The organism is Asticcacaulis excentricus CB 48 (assembly GCF_000175215.2).
Taxonomy (GTDB): Bacteria; Pseudomonadota; Alphaproteobacteria; order Caulobacterales; family Caulobacteraceae; genus Asticcacaulis; species Asticcacaulis excentricus.
The window spans coordinates 1,136,500-1,151,467 of the sequence record NC_014817.1; the positions used below are offsets into that span (position 1 = coordinate 1,136,500).

The following is a 14,968-nucleotide window of genomic DNA, read 5'->3' on the forward strand; positions in this document are numbered from 1 at the left end:
CTATCTGCCAGACCTCTATCTGACTGCATCCGTTCCTGCAAAGGCACCGTCATGATCTCGCGTTTCTTTATCCACAGACCGATCTTTGCCTGGGTGGTGGCCATCGTCATCATGATGGCGGGCCTTCTGTCCATCGCCAACCTGCCCGTCGCCCAGTATCCGCAGATCGCCCTGCCGCAGGTGTCGGTCAGTGCCTTCTATCCGGGCGCTTCGGCCAAGACCGTCGAAGACTCGGTCACCCAGATCGTCGAGCAGCAGATGAAGGGCATTGATGGCCTTTTGTACATGAACTCGACCTCGGATTCGAGCGGGGCCGCCTCGATCACCCTGACCTTTAAGGCCGGGACCGATCCGGACATCGCGCAGGTTCAGGTGCAGAACAAGCTGCAATCAGCCACGCCGCTCCTGCCGCAGGAGGTGCAGCAACAGGGCCTGACGGTGGCCAAGGCGACCTCCAGCTTCCTGATGGTGGTCGGTCTGTATGCAGAAGACCCCAGCGTTTCCGGCCATGACCTTGGCGACTACATGTCCTCGACTCTGGTCGATCAGCTCAGCCGCGTCGATGGCGTCGGCACCATCCAGAACTTCGGGGCCCAGTACGCCATGCGTATCTGGCTCGATCCGGCCAAGCTGAATAGCTACAGCCTTACGCCGACTGATGTTATGAATGCTATTCGCGCCCAGAACACGCAGGTCTCTGCCGGGCAACTGGGCGGTCTGCCGGCCGTCAAGGGCACGGTGCTCAACGCCACCATCACCGCGCAGTCGCGCCTCACCCGCATCGAGCAGTTCCGCAACATCATCCTCAAAAACACCTCCGGCGGTGCCGTGGTGAAGCTGGAGGACGTGGCGCGCATTGAGCTGGGGGCTCAGCAATATACCGGGACGGTGAAGTTCAATGGCCGTGAAGCGACCGGTGTCGCCATCAGCCTCGCCACCGGGGCCAATGCGCTCAACACCGCCAATGCGGTGAAGGCCAAGATGGCTGAGCTGGAAAAGAACTTCCCCAAGGGCTACCGCTATGTGGTGCCGTTCGACACGACGCCGTTTATCGAGCTGTCGATCCATGAGGTCGTGAAGACCCTGATCGAAGCCGTGGTACTCGTCTTCGTCGTCATGTTCCTCTTCCTGCAAAACTGGCGCGCCACCATTATCCCGACCATCGCGGTGCCGGTGGTGTTGCTGGGGACTTTTGGGGTGCTGGCGGCCTTTGGTTATTCGATCAATACCCTGACCCTGTTCGGGCTAGTGCTGGCTATCGGTCTGCTGGTCGATGACGCCATCGTCGTGGTCGAAAACGTCGAGCGCGTCATGCACGAGGAAAAGCTGCCGCCCATGGCCGCGACCATCAAGTCGATGGAAGAAATCACCGGGGCGCTGATCGGCATTGCGCTGGTCCTGTCGGCGGTGTTCATCCCCATGGCCTTCTTCGGCGGGTCGCAGGGCGTCATCTATCGTCAGTTCTCTATCACCATCGTTTCGGCCATGGTCCTGTCGGTGGTGGTGGCCCTGATCCTGACGCCGGCCCTGTGTGCCACGCTTCTGAAAGCCTCTGATGCCGAACATCAGGACAAGAAGGGCTTTTTCGGCTGGTTCAACCGCAACTTTGACCGCATGGCCAATGGCTACCGCAACACGGTGGGCAAGATTCTGGGGCAGGGCGGTCGCTACATGATCGTCTTCGCGGTGATCGTCGGCCTGATGGCCTTCCTGTTCACCCGTATCCCGACCTCCTTCCTGCCGGAAGAGGATCAGGGCATCATGTTCTCGCTGGTGCAATTGCCGCCGGGGGCCACGGATGAGCGTACCGGTCAGGTCATGGATCAGGTCGCCGCGCACTTCGCCAAGGACCCGGCCGTGGAATCGAACTTTACGGTCAGCGGCTTCTCCTTCGCCGGTGTGGGGCAAAATGCCGGTATGGCCTTCGTCCGCCTCAAACCCTTTGAGGAGCGCAAATCGCCGGACCTGAAAGCCCCCGCTGTCGCCGGGCGCGCCATGGGTGCCTTCAGCCAGTTCCGTGACGCCATGGCCTTTGCCATCGTGCCGCCCGCAGTGTCCGAACTCGGCAACTCGTCAGGTTTCGACCTTCAGCTGAAGGACGTCGGGGGGCTGGGCCACGAAGCCCTACTCAATGCCCGTAATCAGGTGCTGGGTATGGCGGCGCAGAACCCGTCGCTGATGGCCGTGCGTCCTAACGGCATGGAAGACACGCCGGAACTGAAGCTCGACATCGATCAGGTCGCCGCCGGGTCGATGGGCGTCAGCCTCAGCGATGTCAATGCCACGCTTTCGACCGCCATGGGCGGGGCCTATGTCAACGACTTTATCGACCGCAACCGCGTCAAGAAGGTCTATGTGCAGGCCGATGCGCCCTTCCGCATGAAGCCGGAAGATCTGAACCAGTGGTATGTGCGTAATACTCAGGGTCAGATGGTGCCATTGTCGGCCTTCACGACCGCACACTGGGCCTATGGCTCGCCGCGACTGGAACGCTATAACGGCGCGCCATCGATGAATATTCAGGGTATGGCTGCGCCGGGCAAGTCATCGGGTCAGGCCATGGCCGAGATGGAGAAGATCATCGCGCAACTGCCTCCCGGCATCAGCTATGAATGGACCGGCCTGTCGCTTCAGGAGAAGGCGTCAGGGGCCGAAGCGCCGATGCTCTACGCCCTGTCGATCTTCGTCGTCTTCATTCTGCTGGCCGCGCTATATGAAAGCTGGTCGATCCCGGTGGCCATCGTCATGGTTATCCCGCTGGGCGTACTGGGCGCGCTGATTGCCACCCTGCTGCGCGGTCTTTCGAACGACATCTATCTTCAGGTGGCGCTGCTGACCATCATCGGTCTGTCGGCCAAGAACGCCATCCTGATCGTCGAGTTTGCCAAGCACAACCACGAAAACGGCATGGGTCTTATTGACGCCACGCTTCAGGCTGCCCGCGTCCGCCTGCGCCCGATCATCATGACCTCGATGGCCTTTACCTTCGGCATCCTGCCGCTGTTCTTCGCCAATGGCGCGGGGTCGGGCAGCCAGAATGCCATCGGTACGGGTCTGGTCGGCGGCATTCTGTCGGCGACCTTCCTGGCGGTGTTCTTTATCCCGCTTTTCTTTGTCATCATTGAAAAGATGTTCAAGGCGGACGAAAAGCACCTTAAGACTCTGGCGGCGGAGCGCGAAGCTCTGGCGGCGCTGGAACAGTCGCGTCGCAACCGTGAGGACCACTAGAGCCTTGCCGATCTGATCTCATCAGATCGGCGCTCTGTATTTTTGATTTGACGCACTTTTAATCCGAAAAGTGCGTCACACTTTTCGGAAAGTGCTCTTATGAAAAGCTCGTTTAAACTCGGTCTGATGCTTCCGGCCACGGCTCTGGTCCTCAGCGCCTGTACGCTGGCTCCGAAATATGAGCGCGGCACCCTGCCGGTGGCCGATCAGTTCCCGACCCCCGCCACGGCGCAGGGAGAGTCGGCCGAAACCCTGCCGTGGCAGAAGGTCTTCCTCGACCCGCGTCTGCAAAGCGTCATCTATGAGGCGCTGGTCAATAACCGCGACCTGCGCATCGCCACGCTGAATGCCGAGCGCGTGCGCGCCCAGTACAGCGTGCAGCGCGCCAGCCTGTTCCCTAGCGTCAATGGCACGGTCAGCGGCCGCCGCGGGGATACCGGCACCGGTACGGACACCGAGTCCTATAGCGCCGACATCGGGGCCTCGTGGGAGCTGGACCTGTTCGGGCGGGTGCGCTCCCTAAGCAATGCCGCGCTCAACACCTATTTCGCCTCGGCGGAAAACCAGAAGGCGGCCAAGCTGTCGCTGATCTCGTCCGTGGCGACGGCGTGGCTGACTCTGGGGGCCGATCAGGAGCAGTTGCGCCTGTCGCGTGAGACCCTGCGTCTGCGCGAAGAGAGCCTGTCCCTGACGCAAAAGCGCTTTGACCTTGGGGCCACCGATGCGCTGGGCCTGCGTCAGGAGCAGACCCTGACCGAACAGGCGCGCGCCGATGTGGCGCAACTGGAAGCGCTGGTGCAGCAGGACAAGAACGCCCTGCGCCTGTTGGTGGGCGTTGAGGTCGAAGCGGCCAACCTGCCGAACGCGCTGCCGGAAAACGCCGTGCTGAGCGACCTGCCGGTTGGCCTGCCGTCGGAGGTGCTGCTGAAGCGTCCGGACGTGGTGGCTGCGGAGTTCGACCTGAAGGCCGCCAATGCCAATATCGGGGCGGCGCGCGCCGCCTTCTTCCCGCGCATCTCGCTGACGGGTGCCGTGGGCAAGGCCTCTACCGATCTCAACAACCTGTTTGACGGGGCCGACACCTGGAGCTTTGCGCCGTCGATCTCGGTGCCGATCTTCGCCGGCGGGGCCAATATCGCTGGGCTGGAAAGCTCGAAAAAGGCGCGGGATATTGCGCTGGCCACCTACGAAAAGTCGATCCAGACGGCGTTCCGCGACGTGGCCGATGCGTTGGCTGTGCGCTCGACGATCGACACGCGCCTGACGGCTCAGACCCGCGTGGTCCAGGCCGCCAGCGAAACGGAAGCTCTGTCGCGCGCCCGCTTTGATCGCGGCGTAGATTCGCGCCTGACCCTGACCGATGCCCAGCGCACCCTCTACGGCGCGCAGCAGGGCCTGATCACCACGCGCCTGACGCGGGCGCTGAATCTGACGCGGCTCTACGCGGCCACGGGCGGCGGTCTGCAATAGATTTGTTGCGACGCTTTGCACTTTGACCCCCTGAGGGAACCGGATTATCATTCTCTCAGGCGGTTTTTTGTATGATCTCTCTCAATCCCTATCTTACCCTGACGGTTCAGTCTCTGGGCCATGAGGCGCAGCACCTGATCATTGTCGATGAGGTGCTGAGCGATCCGCAGGCCCTGATTGCCGAAGCCGGTGAGGCAGCCTTTCGCACGCCTGCGCCCGGATCGCGCTATCCCGGCCTCAATGCCCCCTTGCCACAGGCCTATAAGACGCTGGTTGCAACGGAGCTTCTTCCCCGTCTGTTGCCGCATTTTGGTGTGACGCCGCAGCCCTTGCCACTGTTCGGCTTTTTCGGCGTGGCCACGCAGGCCCCCGACGCCATGGACGTGCGGCAGGCCGCGCCGCATATCGATGCCTTCAGCCTCAACAGCTTTGCCAGTGTGCATTATCTGTTTGAAGGGGATTTGGGCGGCACGGCCTTCTTCCGTCACCGGGCCAGCGGGCACGAACTGATCACCCCCAGCCGCAGCTATAGCTTTGAGCGCGCCAAACGGCTGGAGCTGGATGGTTTTGAGGGCAGCGGTGAGGCGGCACGGTCGCAGTTTTTTGAGCCCATTGCCGCCATTGAACCGCGCTTCAACCGGCTGATCTTTTACCGGGCGGGACAAATCCACTACGGTCAGGTGCAGGCCAGCAGCCCGCGTCGCCTGACGGCCAACCTGTTCTTTGGTATCCGATAGCTACCGGTTTATTTAAAGGCCGCTGCGATTTCGGCCTTCAGCGCTTTCAGCCGTTCGGGGGTCAGTTCGCCATAGGCCCCGCGCACCTGAGGCGGCAGGTGCGCCCTAGCCGCCTCGCTGTCGCCAAAGACAAACAGATCGAACATGTGACGCCAGACGGCCTTTTGTTCGTCCGGCAGGTCCCGTAGCGCCACCAGCGCCGCCTTGAAGGCCAGGCGGGGTAGGGGACGGGCGGAGTCCGCGTCATTCCACCAGTAATTGATGAGGGCATTGAAGGGGGCCAGCGACTGCACCTGATGCCACCAGCCATAGGGGATGTAGAGGGCGTCACCGGGTTCCAGTTCGGCCACCTGCGCACTGTCCAGCGCCGCCCGCAAACGGGGCCAGCGCGCGAAATCCGGGGTGCGGATGTCGGGCAGGCTCAACGGCGCGCCGCCGGGGGTAAAATCATCCGGGCCGGGGTAGAGATTGGCCTGCTGATCCGGCGGAAACAGGGTAAAGCGGCGGCGTCCGGCCACGACGCAGGCGATATTGCGCATCAGGTCGTAATGGGTCTGGGTGGCCACATCGGTGCCGAGCCACAGACGCGGCTGGACCTGCGGCGGCAGCAAGGGCATGACATGCGCCTCGGCAAAACGCGGCAGGTAGATTTCGGTGGGCAGGGATTGCACGTAATAGCCGCTGCCGTCGGCAGGCGGGGACAGCAGCCTTGGCCAGATGTCTTCGAGCCATTGCGACGTGGTGCGAAAATTCACGCCGGTCAGGCTGGCATCGTAATGACAAAGTCCGTTCGCTTCGGGGGGCAGGATGGACAGCGGCACTTTCAGCCCGGCATCGAGATCGGCCAGCAGCGCCGTGACGGCCTGATCCGACTGCCGGGCGGCGGCCACGATGGGCCAGTCCGCCACCAGTTGCTTCAGGACCACCGGTTGCGCCGCCGCTTGCACGGCCGTAAAGGCCTCCGCCGTCACGGCCTCTATCGTGCGGACGGGTGTCATCCGGCGCTGGCCATACGCATCTTCAGGTCAGCGGAAGGCGCGAAGCGGCGCACATAGTCTTCGTGGGCGGGCAGGCTGTCGGCACGGCTTTCCAGCATCTTGCGCCAGCGGCTCATGTGCAGGCGCAGGTCGGCGGCCTCGATCGTCTCAACAATCGGATGACTGGTCTTGGGCAGCAGTCCTTGCCCCATCATGACCGCCAGCCAGCTCGTCTCCCGGAACAGTTCCGGTTCGCGCGTGACTAGAAGCGCGGTTTCACGGAACATCTCCAGCCGCTCTTTCAGGCTGTCCGGCATCTCCATAGCCTGCACCCAGCGCCAGAAGGGCGTGTCGTCGCGTTCACTGATCTTATAGTGAGCAATCAGGAAGTCTTTGATATTGTTGTAATCGAACAGGACATCACGATTATATTGCGTCACGACCGAAGGCACGATCCCCGTTCGGGGGAAGAGGGCCAAAAGGCGGGTAATGCCTGATTGCACCAGATGGATGGCTGTCGATTCCAGCGGCTCAAGGAAGCCGGAGGCCAGACCCAGCGCCACTACGTTCTTGTCCCACACGCGCTTGCGGTGACCGGTGACAAATTTCAGCAGACGCGGATCGGCCAGGGGCGCGTCGTCAAGGCAACCGAGCAGTCGCGTTTTGGCGTCTTCGACGCTGAGGAACTGATCGGAGAAGACATAGCCGTTACCGGTGCGGTGTTGCAGGGGAATACGCCATGTCCAGCCGGCTTCGCGCGCTGTGGCGCGGGTATAGGGGGTAATGTCCGCGACGCGTTCGCAGGGCACGGCCACGGCGCTGTTCATCGGCAGCCAGCGCGACCAGTCTTCGTAACCGCAGTTCAGCGTCCCCTCGATCAGCAGGCCGCGGAAGCCGGAGCAGTCGATAAACAGGTCGCCCTCAAGGCGACGGCCATCGGCGGTGACGACCGCCTTCACAAAGCCACTTTCCGGGTGCTGTTCGACGCTGACAATGCGACCTTCGTGGCGGATGACGCCACGCTCGGCGCTGTAGTTGCGCAAGAATTTGGCATAGAGGACGGCGTCGAACTGAAACGCGTAGTTCAGACCGGGCCTGTCGCCTTCGGCCGACAGATGCCCGAAACGCCCCTTATAGGCGGCGACGGTTTCCAGATTGAACTGCGTATAGTCATAGTCACCGCCCCGGCGGCGCCAGTCGGCCAGCCAGTAGTGATGAAAGGGGAAGCTTTCGATATCCCGCCCGCTGTGGCCAAAGGGATGGAAATAGCTGTGCCCTTTGGCGCGCCAATCGACGAACTCAATGCCCAGCTTGTAGGTGGCGTTGGTTTCGCGCACGAAGGTGGCTTCGTCGATGCCCAGAAAGTCGTTGTATTTGAGAATGGGCGGAATGGTGGCTTCGCCGACGCCGACAATCCCGATCTCCTCTGATTCAATCAGATCAATCTCCAGAGTGTCGCCCAGCGTCTTGGCCAGGGCCGCGGCAGCCATCCATCCGGCACTGCCGCCGCCAACAATCACAATCTTCCTGATAGGCTGTTGCATCTTTATGCCGTTCTTGCTCTCAACACGCTGTCTGGGGTGGGCATGGCCTCGACCTGCTTGCGCACATAGCCAAGGACCGTCTGAAAGTGGCGGATCAGCTCCGGTTCCGCAAGCTGATCGGCGCGCACATCATGGGCCGCAGGCAACAGCCCGTGGCCAAGGCCCGCGGCCGTCCACCACGCCTCATCGAAGGTTTCGTCATCATACACCGGCAGGTGACCACAGGCGGCAAACACTTCGCGCTTATAGGCCAGTTCCGGCGGCAGGCTGACGCTGCGCAGATGGTCCCAGACCGGCTGATCGCGGCGTTTATTGAGGCTGTAGAGCCAGATCTGTGCATCGCGCAGACGCTCATAGGCCTGACCCACGGTGCGGTTGTACACAGCGCTTTCCAGCCCGGACGTATCGAGCGGGAACAGGGCCGTCAGGTGCGACAGGCCAAGCAGCAGGGCAGGCATCCGCGCGCTGCCCAAAGGATCAAGCACGGCAGCGGCTTCGCCCAGCCCGATGACATTGCCCGACCAGGCCGGGCGGCGGCCCGCTTCAAAAGGCGTCACCGTCGCCTCCGGATGCAGGCTCATCTTCACCACCATGGCCGCGTTTTCAAAGGCCTCTTCGTCAGACAGATCGTCGCGGGTGTAGACCTGTTGCACGGCGGTATAGTCGCGCAGCGGGAAGAGTCCAGCCCAGCCTGACCGGAAGGCGGTGATCTGTGCAAAAGCCGGAAGTGGCGTTGCGGGGGCCGCATAGGTGGTCAGCAGGCGGTCAAAGGGTAGCCAGTGCCGCCATGAGGTAAAGCCTGAGTCCGGCATCTGGCTGAGCAGGCGCGCGTCGCTGCCGGTGGTGTCGATAAACAGATCGCCCTCGACCGTTTGCCCGTCGGACAGGACCACGGCGGTCATCTGAGAGCCCTTCACGACCGGTGAAATGTGCGCGGTGGGCAGGTGTCGCACCCCTCGCTTCAGCGCCACCTGCCGCAGCATTTCGGCATAGGGGGCGGCGGGCAGGTGAAAGCCGCTATTGGCCTCGGCAAAACCGCTGAGGTCGGCATCGGGGGTCAGCAGACGCCCCTGCTTGGCACAGGCGGCATTGATGGCGAAGTCCTCAAACGCCACGTTCATGCCTGAGGCGCGGGCGCGCAGCCACAGATGATGGAAGGGCACGTTTTGCAGCGCTACGCCCGTACTGGAATAGCCTACAAAGACCGGCGGCGCGGTCTTGGCCCAGCCCACATATTGCTGACCCAGCGTGAAGGTCGCGCCCAGCGCCCGCATCAGCACCGCTTCGTCCAGCCCCAGACGGGCGTGGAAGCCGGCCTGACTGCCCAGCGTCGGCAGCACTTCACCGGGGCGCAGCAGAGACGGCAGTTCGACGGCGGTAAAGCTCAGATCGCTGCGCGCAAAGGTGCGTTGCAAAACCGCAGCGGTCAGCCAAAGGGCCTCGTCGCGGCCGACGATGACGACCTTGCGCACCGGTCTGACGGGGGTATCAGTCATGTTAAATCCCGCTGTTCGGATCGTAGCAATGGGCGGCCACAAACTCGGCGTGTGAGGGCAGAACGGCCAGATTGCTGTCGATCTTGCGTTTGAGGCGTTTCAGATAGTCCGTCAGGACCTCTTCGCCCATGCTGTCGGCCTGCCGGTCGTAGGCTTGCGGCATGATGTCCTGCCCCATGAAGACGGCGATCCAGCTGGCCGGGGAAAACAGGCCATCCTTGTACTGCTGAACGTGGCCGCGGTGGCGGAACAGCGCCATCTTTTCTTTCAGGCTGTCCGGCACGGGCATGGTGCGCACATAGTCCCACAGGGGGCCTTCGCTCGCCGAATTGGCATGATAGTGCAGGATCAGGAAGTCGCGCACCCGTTCATATTCGATGTCGATCAGTCGGTTGAACTCGCGCGCCAGCGTCGGGTCAAAGCGCATGTCCGGCATCAGACGCATCAGGAAGGTCAGGGCGATCTGCGACAGGTAGATGCTGGTCGATTCCAGCGGCTCCAGAAAGCCGGAGGCCAGACCGAGCGCGATGACGTTTTTGCTCCACGACGCCGTGCGACGACCGGCCTGAAAGCGCAGCAGGCGAGGCTCGGCCTGCGCGGGAGCATCCAGCGCGCCCAGCAGCACCTCACGCGCGCGGTCTTCCGTCGAAAAGCGGCTGGAGAAAACATAGCCGTTGCCGGTGCGATGCTGAAGCGGGATGCGCCACGTCCAGCCGGCCTCCCGGGCGGTAGCGCGTGTATAGGGCGTTAGGTCATCCGTGCGTTCGCACGGCACGGCCAGCGCCCGGTCGCACGGCAGCCACGACGTCCAGTCTTCCCAGCCCAGATTCAGGGCCTGACCGACGATGACGGCGCGAAAGCCGGAGCAATCTATGAACAGGTCACCGCCAACCGTCTCACCACTGGCCAGCGTTAGGGTTTCAACAAATCCGGTCTCAGCGTTTTGGTTGACGCCGGTGACCTGCCCTTCGATGCGCTGCACGCCGCGCGCCTCGCACCACTGGCGCAGATAGCGGGCATAGAGGACCGCATCGAAATGGTAGGCATAGGCGTAGGTCGAGCGGATAGATTTGGAATCCGCGACCGGAAAGTCGAAGCGGTTTTCGCGGGCTAATCGGATGGGGAAGGCATAGTCCTCGATGGAACCGGGGTCCATGAAGCTTCGCGCCTTCAGCCATAGCTGATGAAATGGGATGCCGCCGGCCGACTGACCGTGGACACCAAAGGGGTGGTGGTAGCTGCCCGACGTGCCCCAGCCGCAGAATTCAATCCCCAGCTTGAAGGTGGCATTGGTCGCGCGCATGAACTCGGCCTCATCAATGCCGAGGTAGGTGTTAAAATCGCGCACCTGCGGCAAGGTGGCTTCGCCCACGCCGACAATGCCGATCTCTTCGGACTCGATCAGGCGGATGGTACAGGCCTCGGGCGCGAAGGCGCGGCTCAGCACCGCCGCCGCCATCCAACCGGATGTGCCGCCGCCCAGTATGGTGATGTTGCGAATGGGGGTCATCCCTGCTTCCCCTTTTGGCTTCTGATGGGTGGGGTCTTTTTTCAGAACGGCAATCTTAGACCGCATTTTGAAAACTGTGAGGCCCTTTTTGGATAAAAAAGCGCGTCACTCTGTCTCATCCCCAGAAGAATTGGCCCAGAAGAACTGGCCCAGAAAAGAACTGGCCAGATAAAAACAGGACGCACCACGTGTGATGCGTCCCGCAAGGGTTTCCGCAAATGACGGAAGGAGAGGCGCGCAAGCGTTGTAACCGTTGCGCGGGAGACCGGTCGTCCGGGAAAAGAACGCTTCCCGGACGACCTCATCCTACCGTTTGGACCGGTGCACCTATCAGAACTTCAGGCGAACCTGAGCCTGCAGGCGGCGATCGTTCTGGAACCAGGCGTTCGGCAGCAACAGGCGCGTATCGTTCGGGCTATTCTGAGTCGCCCCATCGACTTGTTGCTTCAGCACGGTCACGGTGTTGAGCAGGTTCGTGCCTTCGATCGAGACTTCAACATGGTCGTTGAAGCGGTAGGCCAGACGAGCGTCGAGATAGCCCGCCGATTCCTGCCAGATCGGCAGTGCGATACAGCAATCCTGCGAGGTCACCAGATATTCCGAGCGCCAGTTGTAGGCCAGACGCGCCGACCAGGCACCCTTTTCGTACATACCGACCAGGTTGAAGGTCTTGTCAGACAGGCCTTCCAGCGGCAGGTCGGTAAACGAGTTGGCCGCGATTGACGTACCGCCACCCGATTGACCCGCCGTGCCGTCACCGGAATTGACAACGACGTTCGACGACTTGATGCCCGTGTTGTTGAGCATGGTGTAGTTGAAGTCGATACCGAGGCCGTTCCACGGGGAGGGCAGGTTGTCGAAGAAGCGCTTATAGGACAGTTCCCAACCCTTGATCGCGCCGCCGTCCGCGTTGATCGGACCGCGTGTGCGAACATTACGCGTCACACCATTGTTGGTGACGTTACGGAAGTACACGCCTTGCGTAATGTAGTCGTGGAACTGCTTATAGAACAGCGAGAAGGTGAACGAACCGGTCGAAGAGAAGTAGTTTTCGAACGACAGGTCGAACTGATCCGCCGTTACCGGCTTCAGGTACGGGTTGTTGGTATCCGACGTGTACGTCAGGATAAGGCTTTGGATATTGCTGGCGTTGGCAGGGGTCACCGGCAAGGCGTTGTTGGCACACACAACCGTTACGCCACAAACCAGTTCCGATTGAGACGGGATGGTCGAACCAACCGATGTGTAGGCCTTCAGGTTCCCGATATCCGGGCGCGACATTGCCCGCGAGGCGGCAATCCGCATGTACCATTCATCTGCGATCCCGATACGGGCGTTGAAGCTCGGCAGCCAATGTTCATGCGTGGCTATGTTCGAAGCACGATTCGTGTTGACTGCCACGAAGTTGCGATCGGCTTGGGAAATGAAATAGGTCGGGTTCAGCACCGTCCGAGTCGTCGTAACGCCGTTTACCGTCGATGTGACGTCACTGGTCGGAGTTGTCGCGTAGACGATAGAGCCGGCACCAAAGTTTATGCCGCCGATGCTCTCGTTGTCAGTCTTGACATATCGCACACCGATATTACCCGTTACCGGGAATTTACCGAACAGCAAGGCATCATCACCACCAAACTTCAGTTGCAGGTAAGCAGCCTTGGTGACTTCGGATACATCAGCGATTTCAGCCGGACGGAAACAACCATCCACGAGATTCGTACGCTTGCAAACAGGCACCCAGGCGTTGGTGCCGCCTGCCGTGTAAGCCGTGCTGTTGAAGGTATTCGCCAGCTTTTGCTGGTCCTTCAGCAGGTCCATGGCAAAAAACACCGCAGAGCTGGCATTGGTGCGGTCACCACCGAAGAAGTCAGCGTCCAGTGTGCGAACGCCATAGGCATTCTTGTTCGGGAAGTTCGCACCGGTGATGAAGTAATTATCGTAGCTGTTGTTGTCACTCCAGGTGTTGGTGACGTTCGCCCAGTTATAGGTGCTCCAGCGCACCGTCTGCTGACGATCAGCATAACGAACGCCGAACTTCAACATGTTAAGCCATGGCGAGTCGAAGCTGTATTGCACGTCAGCACGGAAGGCGTCTTCGGTACCATCCGAGTCCGTCACGTGATCCATGATGTCGTGAATGCGATAGTTTTGCGGGTTGGCGATACCGCCTGGTGCCATGTTGAAGCTGGAACCATTTGAAACCTTGATCTGCGGCAAATCTCCAGTCAGGTCCCACGCTGTATCAGCCTGCGTGTTCATATCGACAGTAATGTCGTAATTGGTCTGGATCGCCTCAACGTGCTGAACGTCGAAACTGGCACTCAGTTTGTCGCTAATGCGCCACTTCAGATTGAAGGAGGTGTCGCGGGTGTCGTTTACGCTGTCGCTGTAGCGGCTGCCAGTACCAAAGGTCGTGCCGTATTGACCTGTGTAGCAGGACTGCCAGTTATAGCAGGCGAAAAAGTCGCTGTCCGTTGAGGCCGTCGGCGCGCGACCGGCACGACCAAACCAGGTGTCCGGCGTGCTGAGCAGGGTTCCTTTTTGCAGGAAACCGTTCGAGTCGAACGAACAGGTCGTACCTGTCTTACAAGCGGCCGTATTGCTCGTAGCGGTGTTTACGTACTCGATGTCTCTGGCCCAAACATCGACAGGTACGTTTGAGCTGGAAACGTATTCTTCCCATTGCTCACGCTTTTTGGACTGGTTGTATTGCAATGTCGCGGTGATGTTACCGTCGTTGCTTTTCCATTGTGCGGCGGCGGCGATACCGTCGCGGACGCGGTTATAAACGTTGTCCCGAAGGGCGATGCTCGTAGGGATGTACCGCTTTGCAGAAGTGCCCCAGATTGAGGGGGCTTGCACCACGGCCATACGGCCCAGTTGGATGCCTTCCGAGTTGGTGTTAACTTCGGAGTGGGCGGCGTTGATCATAACGCCAAATTCGCCGAATTCGGTGTCAAAACGGTTGGAATAGATGCCGGAGAAGGTTGCGGCGCCCTTCTTGGCCAAATCGCCGTAAGTGTACTCACCGGTTACAGCCATCAGACGACCCTTTTGGTCGAACGGCAGGCGGGTACGCAGATTGACCGTACCGGCGATACCGCCTTCGATCAGCTCAGCCGTCTGGTTCTTATAGACGTCCACGCCACCCATCAGTTCCGGCGACACGTCCGACCACGACAGACCACGGTTGGAGTCGGCGGTGAAAATGTCTCGGCCGTTGAATTCCGAACGCACCTGTTGCAGACCGCGGACGACGACGCCCGACGGCTCAGCCGAGAAGTGCGCGGTGTCGCCGGTGGCGGCGAAGCGGTTGACCGTGATGCCGGCAACGCGCTGAAGCGCTTCGGCGACCGACTTGTCTGGGAAGGCCCCGATGTCATTGGCCGTGATCGAATCGACGACCGTGTCGGCGTTCTTCTTGATTTGCTGGGCGCTCTGCAAGGCTTTGCGCGCGCCGACGACGACAACTTCCTGCGGCTCGCCTTCCTTGGGCGCGGTCTGCGCCTGTGCCGCGCCGGCCATAGCCACGCCGGCGGAAATCAGAAGCGCCATAGCCGAAACGCCGTGCTTCAACTTAACTGTCATGTGTTCAAGTCCTCCCTGACCGCTCTTCATCTCAAAAAAAGATTTCGGGGAGGCAAACAGCACGAAGGCGTCATTGCGCCTTGTGCACCTACTCTGGTGAGCTTCCCGAAACCTGCATCCACTTTTTTATTGCCCGTCAGTCACACGACCAGACGGGATTACACCTCAAGCCTATGCCTGACAGCGCTGACAATTACAGAATTATATCAACTCTGCGATTTTGAAAACGCATTAAACCAATTTGATTTCAAAATTATTGACCAGCGTTGTCATGGCGTTCCGGCCCATAGCGACCGTTAGGCAAAAAAACTACTAAATACATTTGCTTGCGTTGCAATAGCGTTGATATGTTTCGTAACGGGGGTGACGCGAGTGTGCTTTTTGTGTCGCATTCATTTTTTTCAGTTATGCCTGAATGACC

The 14,968-nt window shown here is 60.6% G+C and carries 8 protein-coding genes; 3 read left to right on the forward strand and 5 right to left on the reverse strand.

Annotation, left to right across the window (positions count from 1 at the left end):
• The first annotated feature begins 51 nt into the window (after positions 1-51).
• The 3 genes from ASTEX_RS16795 to ASTEX_RS19515 all read left to right on the forward strand — a co-directional run bounded on the left by ASTEX_RS16795 (position 52) and on the right by ASTEX_RS19515 (position 5,435).
• The gene (locus ASTEX_RS16795; protein ID WP_013480828.1) at positions 52-3,228 is read left to right on the forward strand and encodes an efflux RND transporter permease subunit; all 3,177 of its coding nucleotides are present in this window, start codon (positions 52-54) and stop codon (positions 3,226-3,228) included.
• 99 nt (positions 3,229-3,327) lie between these two features.
• Positions 3,328-4,698: an efflux transporter outer membrane subunit gene (locus ASTEX_RS16800; protein ID WP_013480829.1), complete on the forward strand. Its 1,371-nt coding sequence runs from the start codon at positions 3,328-3,330 to the stop codon at positions 4,696-4,698.
• 71 nt (positions 4,699-4,769) lie between these two features.
• Positions 4,770-5,435 carry a DUF6445 family protein gene (locus ASTEX_RS19515; RefSeq protein ID WP_013480830.1) on the forward strand — a complete coding sequence of 222 codons (666 nt, stop codon included), beginning with the start codon at positions 4,770-4,772 and terminating at the stop codon, positions 5,433-5,435.
• An 8-nt stretch (positions 5,436-5,443) separates the two neighbouring features.
• On the opposite strand, the gene ASTEX_RS16810 is transcribed toward ASTEX_RS19515, so the two are convergent.
• The 5 genes from ASTEX_RS16810 to ASTEX_RS16830 all read right to left on the reverse strand — a co-directional run bounded on the left by ASTEX_RS16810 (position 5,444) and on the right by ASTEX_RS16830 (position 14,547).
• Positions 5,444-6,433 carry a cupin-like domain-containing protein gene (locus tag ASTEX_RS16810; RefSeq protein ID WP_013480831.1) on the reverse strand — a complete coding sequence of 330 codons (990 nt, stop codon included), beginning with the start codon at positions 6,431-6,433 and terminating at the stop codon, positions 5,444-5,446.
• The gene (locus ASTEX_RS16815) at positions 6,430-7,956 is read right to left on the reverse strand and encodes a tryptophan halogenase family protein (protein ID WP_041659426.1); all 1,527 of its coding nucleotides are present in this window, start codon (positions 7,954-7,956) and stop codon (positions 6,430-6,432) included. The genes ASTEX_RS16810 and ASTEX_RS16815 overlap by 4 nt, the downstream gene beginning before the upstream one ends.
• A gap of 2 nt (positions 7,957-7,958) precedes the next feature.
• Positions 7,959-9,452, reverse strand: coding sequence for a tryptophan 7-halogenase (locus ASTEX_RS16820; protein WP_013480833.1), 1,494 nt, complete (start codon positions 9,450-9,452; stop codon positions 7,959-7,961).
• A 1-nt stretch (position 9,453) separates the two neighbouring features.
• On the reverse strand, positions 9,454-10,962 hold the full coding sequence (locus ASTEX_RS16825) for a tryptophan halogenase family protein (protein ID WP_013480834.1): 1,509 nt from the start codon (positions 10,960-10,962) through the stop codon (positions 9,454-9,456).
• 330 nt (positions 10,963-11,292) lie between these two features.
• Entirely contained in the window at positions 11,293-14,547 is a 3,255-nt protein-coding gene (locus ASTEX_RS16830; protein ID WP_013480835.1) for a TonB-dependent receptor, read from the reverse strand.
• Between the last annotated feature and the right edge of the window lie 421 nt (positions 14,548-14,968).

What these genes read in the sequence shown, in the direction of transcription:
- ASTEX_RS16795 (WP_013480828.1), top strand. Translation starts at nt 52, where the DNA reads ATGATCTCGCGTTTCTTTATCCACAGACCGATCTTTGCCTGGGTGGTG.
- ASTEX_RS16800 (WP_013480829.1), top strand. Translation starts at nt 3,328, where the DNA reads ATGAAAAGCTCGTTTAAACTCGGTCTGATGCTTCCGGCCACGGCTCTG.
- ASTEX_RS19515 (WP_013480830.1), top strand. Translation starts at nt 4,770, where the DNA reads ATGATCTCTCTCAATCCCTATCTTACCCTGACGGTTCAGTCTCTGGGC.
- ASTEX_RS16810 (WP_013480831.1), bottom strand. Translation starts at nt 6,433, where the DNA reads ATGACACCCGTCCGCACGATAGAGGCCGTGACGGCGGAGGCCTTTACG.
- ASTEX_RS16815 (WP_041659426.1), bottom strand. Translation starts at nt 7,956, where the DNA reads ATGCAACAGCCTATCAGGAAGATTGTGATTGTTGGCGGCGGCAGTGCC.
- ASTEX_RS16820 (WP_013480833.1), bottom strand. Translation starts at nt 9,452, where the DNA reads ATGACTGATACCCCCGTCAGACCGGTGCGCAAGGTCGTCATCGTCGGC.
- ASTEX_RS16825 (WP_013480834.1), bottom strand. Translation starts at nt 10,962, where the DNA reads ATGACCCCCATTCGCAACATCACCATACTGGGCGGCGGCACATCCGGT.
- ASTEX_RS16830 (WP_013480835.1), bottom strand. Translation starts at nt 14,547, where the DNA reads ATGACAGTTAAGTTGAAGCACGGCGTTTCGGCTATGGCGCTTCTGATT.